The 14363-nt window shown below is 49.6% G+C and carries 12 protein-coding genes and 1 riboswitch; of the genes, 8 read left to right on the top strand and 4 right to left on the bottom strand.

The features are described 5' to 3' along the window. Window positions 1-406: 406 nt before the first annotated feature. A complete protein-coding gene (ilvE, locus tag HMPREF3052_RS03735; RefSeq protein WP_070748628.1) occupies window positions 407-1405 on the bottom strand; it encodes a branched-chain-amino-acid transaminase in 999 nt (332 codons plus the stop codon). 218 nt (window positions 1406-1623) lie between these two features. On the opposite strand from ilvE, the gene HMPREF3052_RS03730 reads away from it, so the two are divergent. After that, window positions 1624-1947: a LapA family protein gene (locus HMPREF3052_RS03730; protein WP_049328701.1), complete on the top strand. Its 324-nt coding sequence runs from the start codon at window positions 1624-1626 to the stop codon at window positions 1945-1947. A 25-nt stretch (window positions 1948-1972) separates the two neighbouring features. Continuing rightward, window positions 1973-3142, top strand: coding sequence for a lipopolysaccharide assembly protein LapB (gene lapB / locus HMPREF3052_RS03725; protein ID WP_003745547.1), 1170 nt, complete (start codon window positions 1973-1975; stop codon window positions 3140-3142). A gap of 123 nt (window positions 3143-3265) precedes the next feature. Here the strand turns inward: lapB and HMPREF3052_RS03720 are convergent, their stop codons facing one another. The 3 genes from HMPREF3052_RS03720 to HMPREF3052_RS03710 all read right to left on the bottom strand — a co-directional run bounded on the left by HMPREF3052_RS03720 (window position 3266) and on the right by HMPREF3052_RS03710 (window position 8181). Continuing rightward, window positions 3266-3763, bottom strand: a complete 498-nt coding sequence (locus tag HMPREF3052_RS03720) for a thioredoxin family protein (protein ID WP_070748626.1) — start codon at window positions 3761-3763, stop codon at window positions 3266-3268. 3 nt (window positions 3764-3766) lie between these two features. Then, window positions 3767-7054 (bottom strand): exodeoxyribonuclease V subunit gamma, encoded by a 3288-nt coding sequence (recC, locus tag HMPREF3052_RS03715; protein ID WP_070748624.1) that lies wholly within the window; start codon window positions 7052-7054, stop codon window positions 3767-3769. 251 nt (window positions 7055-7305) lie between these two features. Then, on the bottom strand, window positions 7306-8181 hold the full coding sequence (locus HMPREF3052_RS03710; protein WP_070748622.1) for a lysophospholipid acyltransferase family protein: 876 nt from the start codon (window positions 8179-8181) through the stop codon (window positions 7306-7308). Window positions 8182-8289: 108 nt separating this feature from the next. Beyond that, a riboswitch (SAM-I-IV-variant riboswitch) is annotated at window positions 8290-8400 on the top strand. A gap of 173 nt (window positions 8401-8573) precedes the next feature. On the opposite strand from HMPREF3052_RS03710, the gene metK reads away from it, so the two are divergent. From metK to HMPREF3052_RS03680, 6 genes are all read left to right on the top strand, one after another. Continuing rightward, entirely contained in the window at window positions 8574-9743 is a 1170-nt protein-coding gene (metK, locus tag HMPREF3052_RS03705) for a methionine adenosyltransferase (RefSeq protein ID WP_070748620.1), read from the top strand. A gap of 109 nt (window positions 9744-9852) precedes the next feature. Next, the gene (locus tag HMPREF3052_RS03700) at window positions 9853-10173 is read left to right on the top strand and encodes an accessory factor UbiK family protein (RefSeq protein ID WP_070748617.1); all 321 of its coding nucleotides are present in this window, start codon (window positions 9853-9855) and stop codon (window positions 10171-10173) included. Between the two features lie 13 nt (window positions 10174-10186). Continuing rightward, window positions 10187-11683: a YifB family Mg chelatase-like AAA ATPase gene (locus tag HMPREF3052_RS03695; RefSeq protein WP_070748615.1), complete on the top strand. Its 1497-nt coding sequence runs from the start codon at window positions 10187-10189 to the stop codon at window positions 11681-11683. A 154-nt stretch (window positions 11684-11837) separates the two neighbouring features. Then, window positions 11838-12848 (top strand): SPOR domain-containing protein, encoded by a 1011-nt coding sequence (locus HMPREF3052_RS03690; protein ID WP_070748613.1) that lies wholly within the window; start codon window positions 11838-11840, stop codon window positions 12846-12848. A gap of 11 nt (window positions 12849-12859) precedes the next feature. Next, window positions 12860-13501, top strand: a complete 642-nt coding sequence (locus tag HMPREF3052_RS03685; protein ID WP_003684471.1) for a thiol:disulfide interchange protein DsbA/DsbL — start codon at window positions 12860-12862, stop codon at window positions 13499-13501. A gap of 44 nt (window positions 13502-13545) precedes the next feature. Next, window positions 13546-14363: undecaprenyl-diphosphate phosphatase (locus HMPREF3052_RS03680; RefSeq protein WP_070748611.1), on the top strand; the 818-nt coding region annotated here is incomplete at its 3' end.

Genomic DNA, 14363 nt, shown 5'->3' with positions numbered 1-14363 from the left:
TTTTCGTAGCCTAGCATAACTGCTAATCTACGTCAGTCCCAAATAAAAATGGTTTTATCTTGTATTGTTTTCCTTTTTGGCGTGACAGAGTTAATCCCGCGAAGCCAAAAAGGAGGGGAATTCTAACACAATATGTTTTTAGCATTCCTAATTTAACTAAATTTACAAAATATACAAAATAAATATCTATAAATGTTTTTAAATTCATCGAAAAATCAATAAAATTCGATATTTTCAATATGTATTTTTACAACATAATTGCGCATTATATACCGATTATCCTAAAATACTACCGTTTATTTGAAAAATTTAGTATTTTATTATTGCTTTTACCATCTAAAAACCAATAAAAAAAGGCCGTCTGAAAAAATATTTCAGACGGCCTTTTTTATTAAATGCGCTCTATTTAACAAACTTCGACCAACCAGCCGTATTTGTCTTCTGTCAAACCGTATTGAATGTCGGTAATCGCCTTACGGATTGCGTAACCGCGCTCTTGGCTCTTCACTTCGATTTCTTTGCCATCAATCACGAAAGAAGTTACCGGAGAAATGACTGCAGCCGTACCAGTCAGAATCGCCTCTGCACCATTTTCCACAGCTGCTTTCAGCTCATCAACGGTAAAGTTGCGTTCGGTAACGGTATAGCCCAAATCTTTGGCAACAGTCAGCACGGAATCACGGGTAACGCCGTGCAGGAATTCATCTGTCAACGGTTTGGTAATGATTTCATCGCCGTTAATCAGGATAAAGTTAGACGCACCGGTTTCCTGAACGTCGCCATTCGGACAGAACAACACTTGGTTTGCGCCATATTCGGCTTTGGCTTTCAACACCCAAGGCATGGCGGAAGCGTAGTTGCCGCCACATTTCACACGGCCCATATGTGGGGCGCAACGGATATGTTCGGTTTCCACCAAGATTTTAACGGGCGAACCAGCTTTGAAATAGTCGCCGACAGGAGAAGCCAGAATGTACAGCAAAGCCGTTTCAGAAGGAGAACCGGCTTTACCAATCACAGGATCGGTACCGATCAAAGTCGGACGCAGGTACAACGCCGCTGGCGCATCAGGAATTTCTTCGGCAGAGCGTTTGACCAATTCAATCAAAGCATCCAAATAAGCCTCAGTTTCAGGGCGCGGCAGGTGCAGGATATCCGCACTTTGCTGCATGCGCGCGATATTGGCGGTCGGGCGGAACATCACGATTTTGCCGTTTGCCTGACGAAATGCCTTCAAACCCTCAAAACATTCGCTGCCGTAATGCAAGGCATGCGCGCCGGGGGCGATTGTCAGGTCTTTGGAAGATTGCCACTCTACCGGCTGCCATTTACCTTCACGATAAGCGATAACGGGCATTTCAGCGTGAAAAACGCTGCCGAATACGGCTGGAACTGGTCTGCTCATGATGATTGCCTTTCTTATTCTGATGTGCAAAATAAATTAATTAATTAAAGACTGAACAATACGCCTTTCAATATAGGTTTGACAAGTACCCGTCAGCATAAAGACACCATTCCCCTGCCGTCTGAAACATGCCATCCTATCCGAAATCCGGCAAATCGTTTAAACTGATACCATTTTTCAGACGGCCTGCCCCAACCGCAGCCAACCCGGAGTAACCCATGAAACTCATCTCTACCATCATCAAAATCCTGATTCTTCTTGTTTTCCTCCTGCTGGCCATCACCAATACCCACACTGTATCCTTCTTCTACCTGCCCGGCCAAAACATCAATCTGCCGCTGATTGTCGTACTTTTCGGTGCATTTATTATCGGTATCGTGTTCGGTATGTTTGCCCTCTTCGGCCGTCTGCTGTCCCTGCGCAGCGAAAACAACCGTCTGCGCGCCGAAGTGAAAAAACATGCCCACCTTTCCGAAAAAGACCTGACTCCGGTCAAAACCGAAACACCGGCAACGACTTCCGAAGCCACTCCTAAAGCGTAACGTCACCAATCAATAAAGGAATACCATGGACAACGAATTGTGGGTCATCTTACTGCCCATCGTCCTCCTCCCCGTTTTCTTCGCTATGGGCTGGTTTGCCGCGCGCGTCGATATGAAGACCGTCCTGAAACAGGCCAAAAGCATACCGGCAGGGTTTTACAAAAGCCTTGATGCCCTCGTTGACCGCAACAGCGGCCGCGCCGCGCGCGAATTGGCGGAAGTGATCGACCAACAGCCGCAGTCATACGACCTAAACCTGACCCTAGGCAAGCTCTACCGCCAACGCGGTGAAAACGACAAAGCCATCAATATGCACCGCGCCCTGCTCGATTCGCCCGACACAGTCAACGAAAAACGCGCACGCGTGCTTTTTGAACTGGCGCAAAACTACCAAAGCGCAGGCTTGGTGGATCGTGCCGAACAAATCTTCCTCGGTTTGCAGGAAGGCGATATGGCACGCGAAGCCCGCCAACACCTTTTGAGTATCTACCAACAAGACCGCGACTGGGAAAAAGCCATCGAAATGGCGCAGCTCTTGAGCCATGACGAACAAACCTACCAGTTTGAAATCGCCCAGTTTTATTGCGAAATCGCCCAAGCCGCGCTGTTCAAATCCAACTTCGACACCGCACGCTACAACATCGGCAAAGCACTCGAAGCCAACAAAAAATGTACGCGCGCCAACATCATTCTCGGCGACATTGAATACCGTCAGGGCAACTTCCCTGCCGCAGTGGAAGCGTATTCCGCCATCGAGCAGCAAAACCACGCCTATCTGAGCATGGTCGGCGAGAAACTCTATGAAGCCTATGCCGCGCAAGGCAAGCAGGAAGAAGGCCTCAACCGCCTTATCGGCTATATGCAAACCTTCCCCGATCTTGACCTGATCAACGTCATCTACGAGAAGGCCCTGTTGCTCAAAGGCGAAACCGAAGCGGCGCAAATCGCTGTCGAACTCGTCCGCCAAAAACCCGACCTCAACGGCGTGTACCGCCTGCTTGGCTTGAAACTCAGCAGTATGAATCCGGAGTGGAAAGCCGATACCGATATGATTCGTTCCATTATCGGCCGCCAGCTGCAAAAAAGCGTTATGTACCGCTGCCGCAACTGCCACTTCAAATCCCAAGTCTTCTTCTGGCACTGCCCTGCCTGCAACAAATGGCAAACCTTTACGCCGAATAAAATCGAGATTTAATAAAGCGTTAAGCATCAAAAAAGGCCGTCTGAAATCTTTTCAGACGGCCTTTTTATTACAAAGCAAAATATCAAAGCGGTTCAAAACACAGCCTTACACACCAACAATATCTGCTCAACACCGCTACTCTGCCCATGCCAACGCCGCTACAATCTGAGCCTCAATATCGGCATTAAACTCGCCGGCACGGTACGCATCGCGCAATTCCGTGCGCCGGGTTTCATCTGCCGCAATTTGGTTCAACACCACTTGTGGAAACTCGTTAAACACAGGCCCAGCCTCTTCATGCCCCATCAAAAACAGCGCAGGGATTTTTTGATTGGCGCGGACGATTTCCTGTTGGCGCGGATTCTCAAAACGGCTGCTGTCGTCAAAATCGTTGCGGGCAATATAGTTGACGCGGATATTGGGGTTCAACTCCGCCATTTTTTGAATAAACGGCACAAACACGCGGCAATCAGGGCAATATGGTGCAGCGGCAAGCAGCCAGTTTTGCGGACGGCTGATCTTTTCAACCGCCGCTACCGTTTGCGCCGACAGCTCGGTCGCCTGATAGAGTTGCTGCTGTTTCAATTTGTCTTCTTCAGTATCAAAATCCAAATATTCTGCATAAGTGGCCATGCTTTACTCCTGTTCTGTTGTATCGGTCTTCCCTGCCACGCCGGTCAAAAGCGGAACGAGCAGATTGACGACGAGGTTTTCAAATAGCGGCTCATCAAGCGGCGATTCTTCCGAATGGCCAAACACCAGCTTCACTTCGGTATATTCTTTCTGCCCTTTGCTCATTTTATTGCCGTTAAAAACCTCATGGGCTTTTCTCAAGGCAGCATCCCAATCCTCTTTCTTGTTGTACTCCTCCGCTGCGGCAAGGCTGGTTTTGGCAAAAAACGGCAAGGGGGTATTTTGTCCGATTCGGAAATATACCAGCCATTCTTTTAAAAGCTCCCTCGCCGCCTCTTGCCCGATGGCGGCATAGGTTTCGGTCTGCCCCAAGCTGACAATATAGGTTTGTCGGTTTGCAACGGATTTAGGGGTGACGGCGCAAAAAATCAAATGCTCCAATAAACGGGCAATGCGGTTGGGTGCATTGTCTTTTTGGTTTAGGAACACAATGCGGCCGCATTCATAAAGATTGCCGATGGTGCCTTGTAAAACCAAGTCGTCAAAGTGTTCTTCATAAGGTTCAGACGGCCTTTTGTTACTGCGTATCAGCTTGGCATCTACGTTTTTCGCAGATATCTGATACTGCTTCTGCCATAAACCGCCCAACTTGCCCACCGGCATTAGGCTTTCGGCATTTAGCCGAATGGCCGTATCTTCAAAATCTTCCCCTTTGCGCCGTGCATCCAAATAGGCATCGGCAATCCGACCCTCATGTTGCGGCTCAAACGGTTCGGCAGACTCCCATGCGCCGTCCAGATACGGTTGATCCCAGCTTAAATTTTTCTTCAGCCAAACTTTGACAGGGTTGCGCCAAAAACTGACAAGCTCGCCCTGGTGAATGATTTTGCCCGGCTCTTCCTGACTTAAGGCCTCAAGGAAAAACGGCTGCGCTTCCGCTTGCGGTTGGTTCAACGCATCGGCGTAATCTTGGCGCGTACTGAAGAGGCCGTCTGAAAGCGCGTCCTTTTGGAAATAACGGCGTGAGAACGCCTGCAACGGATGATGTTTCACCCATTTCTCCGACAACTCGCGCCCGCTTTTCCCCGTCATGGCGGCAATGGTATCCAGCAGCTCGCTGATTAACGAAGACGGCGCGAACTCGGTATCATTGCGTATATCGCGGCCGATATAAGACAAATACAGCATTTCGCGTGCGCTGATTAAGGCTTCGAGGAAGAGATAACGGTCGTCGTCGCGGCGGGCGCGGTCGCCTTTTTTCGGATATTTGGCAATCAGGTCGAACACCGCCGCTTTGGTATTGCGCGGAAAATCGCCGTCATTCAAACCCAACAGGCAAACCATTTTAAACGGCAAGCTGCGCATCGGCACCATACTGCAAAAAGTGATACCGCCGCTCAAAAATCCGGCTTGGCTTTCGCTGTCCAAAAAGCGGCGGATATGGCGGATAACGGTTTTACACGGCAACAATCCGTCAAATTCGGCCAACTGCGCCTCTTCCTGCCATTTCGCCAAAGACTGCTCAAACTGCTGCTTGGCGTATTGGTCGTCCGTATCCGGAGCAAACAGTTTCTCCAGCAAAGCACGGCAACGCTGCACCCAACTTTCCACATTGGCAGGCTCTTGCCATTGCGCCGCCATATCGGCCAAAGTGCGGATAAATTCGGCAAAACCGCTGAACACGTCCAGCTGGTTGACGTTGCTATGCCACGCGCTCACGCCCTGCCACATGCCGTTGCCGCCTTCGGGCAACATCCAGCCCAAGGCCAAACGCTCTACCGCCTGCTGCCAAGTAAAGAGGTTGTCTTTGCCCTCGCGCATGGTTTGGTCCAAACCCCAATGCACATTCAATCCGGCAACAGTCTCATGCAGCAGCGGCACATCTTCCTCGCTCAAACCGAAGCGTTGCAGCACCAACCGGCTTTCCAGCAAGGGCAAAACCTTATCCACTTCAAACCGGCTTTCCAGCAAGTCCAAAGTTTGCGCCAAAGCATACAGTAACGGCTGACGGCGGCTGAGTTTCACATCCGAAATCGAATACGGCAAAGCCTGGCTGCCTGCGTGCGCCTGTCCAAAAACGGCTTCGATAAACGGGCTGTACGGCTCGATGTTCGGTGTCAACACGGCAATATCGTGCAGCTGCCAGTCGGAATTATTTTGCAACACCAGCGACAGCTCTTCTTTCAAAATCTGCAATTCGCGCAAAGGGCTGTGCGCCGCGACGATTTTGACGGAGCCGTCATTCAGCAGCCTATCCGGCTCGACACACACTGGATTGCCGTCCGCATCATGGACTTGAACCAAACCTACTTCGCCTTCTTCCTGTTGACACAAGCGTTCAGACGGCATGATTAAGTTTTGGATATCGTTTTGCAGGCAATGCAATAAGGTATCGTCTTTTCCCTCTTCATAAACCTGAATATCCTGATCGGTTTCCACTTCCGACAAAAAATCAAAGAAATCGCGCCCCTGCTTGCCCAAAGAAGCCAACAGCGGATGTCCTGCCTGCGACAAATCCGCCTCATCGCCCCTTTTCAAAATCTGCGCCTCGTCGATAACCTCGCCCCAATACTGGCTGCTCGGATTAAGCGCGAACACAAACACATCACAATGCTTGGAAATTTGGTGCAGCAGTTGCAGATACATCGGCGCCATTGTCGAAATGCCGAATACGAACAACCTTTGCGGCAAGACCGATTTATCCAACTGCGCCAACAGCTTTTCCCACAAGGCCACGCGGTGCGGCGCAGATTGGCTGCCATCGTCCAAATAACGCCACAGCCGCGCCTGCCAATCCTCATCATCACCCAAACCCAGCAGCTTCCCAGCCTGCCACGCATCAATCCAATCCGGGCGGTACACCAAATATTGGTCGAAAATATCCGCCATCTGTCCGGCAAGCTGATAATCCGCCGATGCCGAGCTGTGCAAATAACTTTCCAGCTTCAAGCGCACGTTTTCGTATTCCGGGGCCGTCTGAAACACTTCACTGCGGAACAAATCCAGCAAACGCCAACGCATGACTTCAGGCGAAAACGGACTGAGCGGCGGCACATCGGGAACCAATTTGCGCATCAGCTGCCACGCCAAACCGGCAGGCAGGCTGAACTTCAAATTCGCCGCCACGCCGAGTTCGCGCGCGAAAAACACATTCAGATAACGCCGCATCCCCTGGCTCTGCACCACCACTTCTTCCTGCGCCAATACAGAGTCCAAGGGCGAAGCCTGATGAATACGTGCGCACATTTCGGCAAGCGCTTCCAAACGGTCGGACTGAAAGAGATAAAACATGACATGCCATCGAAAAAACAATTACGCGCATTATAATGCCATCAGGGCAAACGGTTCAGCAGCGTATTAAAATAAAAGGCAAAAGATTACGGCAAAGGCCGTCTGAAATCGCTTTTCAGACGGCCTTTGCCGTTAAAACTCAAACGCTGGACTCTGATGTATTTCTTTTTGAACTTCGGCTTTGTTTAATCTTAATTCCCAACCAAAATAAAAACCTGCTTCCCTCAAAGCAGGTTTTTAATCTATCTCACTCAAGCAGGCGGCAGCGGCGCGCCTTCCGGATGCTTATAGCGGTTGTACATAAATAAATATTGTTCCGGAAAACGGCGTATCCAATATTCGGTATTTTCATTAATAACGCGCGCATCGTTCTCCTTATCGCCGTTCAATTCGCCGCGCAAAGGCTCGATGTGCAAGACAAAGCCTTTACCGTCGGGCAGACGCTCGCCGCAGAAAAATAAAGCCTTTACGCCTTTGACTTGCGCCAGCTTGCCCGCCAACGTCATGGTATAGGCAGGTTTGCCGAAAAAATCCACCCACACGCCGTCGCCGCCTTCTTCCGGAGACGGTACATGGTCGGGCAACACAATGGTCGCTTTACCGCCGCGCAGGGCCTTAATGATTTGTTTGACGCCCTGAATACTGGTCGGTGCAGTCTTGCCCTTGCCGCGCACGCGACCTGCCTGCATTACCGCATCAAATGCCTTGATTTTCGGCGGCTTGTACATCGCCGTCAGCGGAAACGGCAGTTGCTGGCTGATGTAGCGGCCGGCCAAATCATAGCTGCCGATGTGCGGCGTGATAAACAGCAAACCCTCGCCCGCGCTCAAGGCCGTCTGAACATGTTCCCAACCGTTGACGCTGACAAACAGGTTTTCAATTTCCTCAGGCCGTCTGAAAAACGCCACCGGCAATTCCAAGCCGCCTTTTGCCGTTTCACGGAAAACTTTTTTCACCGCCTCGTCCGTCGGGTTCAATCCGGCAAGTTTCATGTTTTCGAAAACACGCCGGCGATCTTTCGACAGCACGCGGAAACCCAAACTGCCCAACAGATTGCCTAATTTGTGCAACCAAGCCAAAGGCAGAGCGGCCAAAAATTTAAAAACAAAGGTAACAAGCGTTTGCATAAGGTTTTACCAAAATGAAGTGGACAGATTGTAAACGAAACAGGCCGTCTGAACAAAACAGACTTCGGGCAAATATATTGCGGCACACCTGCTTTTCTGCTACTATCCGCACTGCATTAAGAGTTGGGAATTCCATGCCAACCTGCTTTTCAAACGGAAAGGTAAGGTGGACGGTTGAAAAACCGATGTGGCTCGCCAGAGCAATCCAAACCCGCTTAATGCGGGAATTTTTTTGCCTGTAAGAAACGCGCAACAGGATTCCGAAACAGCAGGAAAGTACGAATGTTTCTCACTTGTATAGAGAAAAAGCGGAGTTTTTGTTATGATTTCCGCTGTCCGAAATAAAAGGCCGTCTGAAAACACAGCAGCCTGTTTTTAATGAAAGAATAGCAATGAGCGAATATCTGTTTACTTCCGAATCGGTATCCGAAGGCCATCCGGATAAAGTTGCCGACCAAGTATCCGATGCGATTTTGGATGCCATCTTGGCGCAAGACCCCAAAGCGCGTGTCGCCGCAGAAACCTTGGTCAACACAGGCTTGTGCGTATTGGCAGGCGAAATCACGACTACCGCCCAAGTGGACTACATCAAAGTCGCACGCGAAACCATCAAACGCATCGGCTACAACTCCTCCGAGCTGGGCTTTGATGCTACCGGCTGCGCAGTCGGCGTGTACTACGACCAACAATCTCCGGACATCGCCCAAGGCGTGAACGAAGGCGAAGGCATCGACTTAAACCAAGGCGCAGGCGACCAAGGTTTGATGTTCGGCTATGCCTGCGACGAAACCCCTACCCTGATGCCGTTTGCCATCTATTACAGCCACCGCCTGATGCAACGCCAAAGCGAATTGCGCAAAGACGGCCGCCTGCCTTGGCTGCGTCCTGATGCCAAAGCCCAACTGACCGTGGTTTACGACAGCAAAACCGGCAAAGTAAAACGCATCGACACCGTCGTCCTGTCTACCCAGCACGATCCGTCTATCGGTTACGAAGAGCTGAAAAACGCCGTGATCGAACACATCATCAAACCGGTTCTGCCGTCTGAACTGCTGACCGACGAAACCAAATACCTGATCAACCCGACCGGCCGCTTCGTTATCGGCGGCCCGCAAGGCGACTGCGGTTTGACCGGCCGTAAAATCATCGTCGATACCTACGGCGGCGCAGCTCCGCACGGCGGCGGCGCATTCTCCGGCAAAGACCCGTCCAAAGTGGACCGTTCCGCCGCTTACGCCTGCCGCTATGTTGCGAAAAACATCGTAGCCGCCGGCTTGGCAACCCAATGCCAAATCCAAGTTTCCTACGCCATCGGCGTTGCCGAACCGACTTCGATTTCCATCGACACTTTCGGCACCGGCAAAATCAGCGAAGAAAAACTGATTGCCCTGGTTCGCGAACATTTCGACCTGCGCCCTAAAGGCATCGTCCAAATGCTCGACCTGCTGCGCCCAATTTACAGCAAGTCCGCCGCCTACGGCCACTTCGGCCGCGAAGAGCCTGAATTTACTTGGGAGCGCACCGACAAAGCAGCAGCATTACAAGCAGCCGCAGGCGTGTAAACTTCCGCATTTGAGGCCGTCTGAAAAGCAAAACGTTTTCAGACGGCCTTTTTCCTTATACAATAGCCACTTGAATTTCTATATACATTCTGAATAAAGGATACGGATTATGTTCGGCAAACAACTTTTTGAAGAAGTCAGCTCCAAAATCAGCGAAACCATCGCCAACAGCCCTGCCAAAGATATGGAGAAAAACGTTAAAGCCATGTTCGGCAGCGCGTTCAACCGCATGGATTTGGTGACCCGCGAAGAATTCGACATCCAACAACAGGTTTTGATTAAAACCCGCACCAAACTGGCCGAATTGGAAGCCCGTTTGGCCAAACTCGAAGCCGCTCAAGAGCCTGAAGAAGCTGCTTTGAAAGCTGCCGAAGCCGCTGCTGAAGAAGCTGTTGCCGAAATCAAACAACAAACCGAAGCTGCCGAATAAGGCCGTCTGAAATATGTCGCTTGCTTTGGTTTACAGCCGCGCCTTAAGCGGCATGAATGCGCCGTTGGTCGAAGTGGAAGCTCACCTTGCCAACGGCTTGCCACATTTCAATATCGTCGGTTTGCCCGATACTGAAGTTAAAGAAAGCCGTGACCGTGTGCGTGCCGCCATCATCCAAAGCGGTTTCGACTTTCCCGCCAAGAAAATTACCGTCAACCTCGCACCGGCCGACCTCCCAAAAGAATCCGGCCGTTTCGATTTGCCGATTGCCTTAGGTATTCTTGCCGCATCAGGACAAATCAATCCTAAAAAGCTCGCCCAATATGAGTTTGCCGGCGAATTGGCACTGTCCGGTCTGTTGCGTCCTGTACGCGGCGCGCTGGCCATGGCATGGCAGGGAATGCAGGCAGGCCGTTCGTTCGTATTGCCGCAAGAAAATGCCGAACAGGCTGCCGTCATGCGCGGTATCGCGGTTTATGGTGCGTGTTCTTTAGGCGAAGTGGCCGCACATTTAAACGATATCGAACCGTTGACACAAACCGAATGCAAGCTGACGCACAGGCCGTCTGAACAAAGTAAAATACCTGATTTAGCCGATGTCAAAGGCCAACATACCGCTCGCCTTGCATTGGAAATCGCAGCGGCAGGCGGGCACAGCCTGTTGATGATGGGCCCGCCGGGTACGGGCAAATCCATGCTTTCACAACGTTTGCCCGGTATCCTCCCACCTTTGACCGAAGACGAATTGGTCGAAGTATGGGCATTGCGTTCGCTCCTGCCCAACCATCAACAGCAACTCGACAGCAACCGTCCTTTCCGCAGTCCTCATCACAGCGCCAGCTCGGCTGCCATGGTAGGCGGCGGTTCAGACCCACGTCCGGGCGAAATCTCATTGGCGCACCACGGAGTGTTGTTTTTAGACGAATTGCCCGAGTTTGACCGTAAAGTATTAGAAGTATTGCGCGAGCCTTTGGAAAACGGCGAAATCCATATTTCCCGCGCCGCACGCCAAGCAGTTTATCCGGCCAAGTTCCAACTTGTCGCCGCCATGAACCCCTGCCCTTGCGGCTATCTTGGCCATCCGTCCAAACCTTGCCGCTGTACGCCTGAAAGCGTTGCCCGCTACCGCAACAAAATTTCAGGGCCATTGCTCGACCGTATTGATTTAACCATCGAAGTACCCAGCCTTTCTGCTGCCGAATTGATGCAACAAGAAGCAGGCGAATCCAGTGCCACCGTATTGGAACGCGTTACCGCCGCACGCAAAATCCAATATAACCGACAAGGCAAAGTCAATGCAGAACTGAGTGTCAGCGAGCTCGATGGCAAAGTCCGCATCCAAAAAGAAGCGCAAGAAGCCTTGGGAACCATGCTCGAAAAACTGTCCCTTTCCGCCCGAAGTTTCCACCGCATCATGCGCGTTGCCCGTACGCTTGCCGATTTGGCAGGCGACGAAGAAGTCAGCAAAACACATGTGATGAAAGCCATCGGCTTCCGTCGCGCTCTTTAACTTTTCAGACGGCCTGAATCTTTATGTTTAAGTAAAACTAGAGTAAACAAAGCATCAGGATTTTGCCGTCTATAACGGTTATTGATAAAATATCGAATCCAAACTCAGACAGTCTCCTTTCAGGCCGTCTGAACACATTATTACAAGGTAAGTCATGAAAAAATCTACACAATATGGCAAAGGCTTGGCCGGTTTCTTTTTCGGCCTGATACTGGCAACAGGTATTATTGCCAGTATTTTGTTCTTCTTGAACCAAGGCAAGCAAAACGTTTTCAAAGAGCTGACTCAGCCTAAACAAAGCGAAGAACCTGAAATCCTGAAACCTCAGGACAAAGCAGAGAAACGCCCAGCTACCGACACTTCATCTACCCAAGCAGATGAAGAAAAAGCCAAAGCAGAAAAAGAAGCGGCAGAGAAAGAAGCCAAAGCTAAAGAAGAGGCTGAAAAGGCTGCCAAAGAAGCTGAAGAAAAAGCTCAAGCAGAAAAAGAAGCTCAGGAAAAAGCCGAACAAGCAGCCAAAGAAAAAACAGAGCAAGCTGCTGCTGATAAAGCCGAACGCGAAGCTAAGGAAAAAGCTGCGAAAGCTGAAGCAGAAAAAGAAGCTACTAAGAAAAAACTGGCCGAGAAAAAAGCCGAGTTAGAGAAAAAACGCGCAGAAAAAGTCAAAGCAGAAAATGAAGCTGCCAATAAAGCTGCCAAAGACAAAAAAGCAGCCGACCAGCTGACAGACAAACAAAAAGAGCGTGCCGAGCGCAAACTGGCCGAGAAAAAAGCGGCCGAAGCCAAGAAACAAAACAAGCCGACACCTGAGCAAATCCTCAACAGCGGCAGCATCGAAAAAGCACGTAAAGCAGCAAATGCCTCTGCAACAAAAGAAAGCAGCAACGCTGTAAGTAAACAGTCAGCAGAAAAAGCCGAAACAGCTGCTAACAGCGGTAAAAAAGCATTCCTGCAACTTGGTTCATATGCAGACCGCTCCAGCGCAGACTCACAACGTGCAAAATTGGCTATTTTAGGTGTTTCTTCAAGAGTGGTTGAATCGCAAAACGGCGACAAAACCATTTACCGAGTTCAAAGTAACACTATGCCGCAGGAAGCCGCTGTAAAACTGCAAAAAAACCTGCAAGGCCATAATATCAACAGCTTGATTCGTTCTACCAAATAATGGAATCACTGATGAAGCAGAGTATAAAACAAACCATTGCCGCACTCGGCCTGAGCCTGCTCAGTCTGAGTGCTCAGGCTGCTACCGAGGGCGTGGACTATACTGTCCTCAGTCGCCCTATCCCGCAGCAACAAGCCGGCAAAATTGAAGTGCTTGAGTTTTTCGGCTACTTCTGCGTCCATTGTTACCATCTCGATCCGGTTTTGTTGCAACACAGTAAAACCTTTGCTAAAGATGTTTCCTTACGGACGGAGCACGTCGTTTGGATGCCTGAAATGTTGGGTTTGGCCAAAATTGCCGCAGCCGTTAATCTTTCAGGCTTGAAATATCAAGCCAATCCAGTCATCTTCAAAGCAGTTTACGAACAAAAAATCAACTTGGCTGATACCAATGTATTCCGATCATGGGTGGGTAAACAGACGAGTTTTGACAGTAAAAAACTGCTTCAAACCTACAACAGTCCTGCTGCCGCATCGGCTGCTGCAAAAATGCAGCAATTGACGGAAACTTATCGAATTGAAAACACACCAACTGTCATCGTCGGTGGAAAATACAAAGTCAATTTCAACGGTACCGATTGGAAAGCCGGCATGAAAACCATAGACGAGCTCATCGTCAAAGTCCGCCGCGAACAATCCTCAAAACCACTTTAACTATTCAACAAAAGAAAGACGGCCTCAAGGCCGTCTGAAAACTTATGGACATTCTGATTTTATTTAAAGCACTTATTCTCGGTATCATCGAAGGTTTAACTGAGTTTCTCCCTATTTCCAGTACCGGTCACTTAATTGTATTCGGTGACTTAATGAACTTTCAAAGCAACGGAAAAGTATTTGAAATTGCTATCCAACTCGGTGCAGTATTAGCCGTCGTATTCGAATACCGCCAACGATTTACCCATATCATAAAAGGATTGGGTAAAGAACGAACAGCCAATCGCTTTGTACTGAATTTATTTATTGCCTTCATACCTGCCGCGATTGTGGGTCTATTGTTCAGCAAACAAATTAAATTACACCTTTTCAACCCAATTACCGTTGCTACCATGCTGGTACTAGGTGGTTTCTTCATTTTATGGGTTGAAAAACGCCAAGCAAAAACCAAACCTAAAGTCAATCATGTAGATGATATGCGCCCAATCGACGCATTTGTTGTAGGATGCGCCCAAATTTGTGCCCTTATCCCTGGTACATCACGTTCAGGCAGTACCATCATGGGCGGTATGCTATGGGGACTGGAACGTAAAACAGCTACTGAGTTCTCATTCTTCCTTGCCGTACCGATGATGATTGCGGCAACAGGTTACGATATCTTAAAAAACTACAAACTCTTTACCTTGCAAGATGTCGGACAAATTGCTATCGGTTTTATCGCAGCATTTATCGCCGGTTTATTGGCAGTAAAAGCATTGCTGAAATTTGTCTCCAGTAAAAACTATGTGCCTTTTGCCTACTACCGTATTGTATTTGGTGGTCTGATTCTCCTTACTTGGATGCTGGGCTGGGTCAGCTGGAG

The organism is Neisseria sp. HMSC056A03 (assembly GCF_001815685.1).
GTDB lineage: Bacteria > Pseudomonadota > Gammaproteobacteria > Burkholderiales > Neisseriaceae > Neisseria > Neisseria subflava.
This window is presented reverse-complemented; position numbering and strand designations above follow the sequence as displayed.

Bases quoted from the DNA above. Each gene is read 5' to 3' on its own strand.
- HMPREF3052_RS03700 (WP_070748617.1), top strand. From the start codon at position 9,853: ATGTTCGGCAAACAACTTTTTGAAGAAGTCAGCTCCAAAATCAGCGAA.
- HMPREF3052_RS03690 (WP_070748613.1), top strand. From the start codon at position 11,838: ATGAAAAAATCTACACAATATGGCAAAGGCTTGGCCGGTTTCTTTTTC.
- recC (WP_070748624.1), bottom strand. From the start codon at position 7,054: ATGTTTTATCTCTTTCAGTCCGACCGTTTGGAAGCGCTTGCCGAAATG.
- lapB (WP_003745547.1), top strand. From the start codon at position 1,973: ATGGACAACGAATTGTGGGTCATCTTACTGCCCATCGTCCTCCTCCCC.
- HMPREF3052_RS03685 (WP_003684471.1), top strand. From the start codon at position 12,860: ATGAAGCAGAGTATAAAACAAACCATTGCCGCACTCGGCCTGAGCCTG.
- HMPREF3052_RS03720 (WP_070748626.1), bottom strand. From the start codon at position 3,763: ATGGCCACTTATGCAGAATATTTGGATTTTGATACTGAAGAAGACAAA.
- HMPREF3052_RS03695 (WP_070748615.1), top strand. From the start codon at position 10,187: ATGTCGCTTGCTTTGGTTTACAGCCGCGCCTTAAGCGGCATGAATGCG.
- ilvE (WP_070748628.1), bottom strand. From the start codon at position 1,405: ATGAGCAGACCAGTTCCAGCCGTATTCGGCAGCGTTTTTCACGCTGAA.
- HMPREF3052_RS03710 (WP_070748622.1), bottom strand. From the start codon at position 8,181: ATGCAAACGCTTGTTACCTTTGTTTTTAAATTTTTGGCCGCTCTGCCT.
- metK (WP_070748620.1), top strand. From the start codon at position 8,574: ATGAGCGAATATCTGTTTACTTCCGAATCGGTATCCGAAGGCCATCCG.
- HMPREF3052_RS03730 (WP_049328701.1), top strand. From the start codon at position 1,624: ATGAAACTCATCTCTACCATCATCAAAATCCTGATTCTTCTTGTTTTC.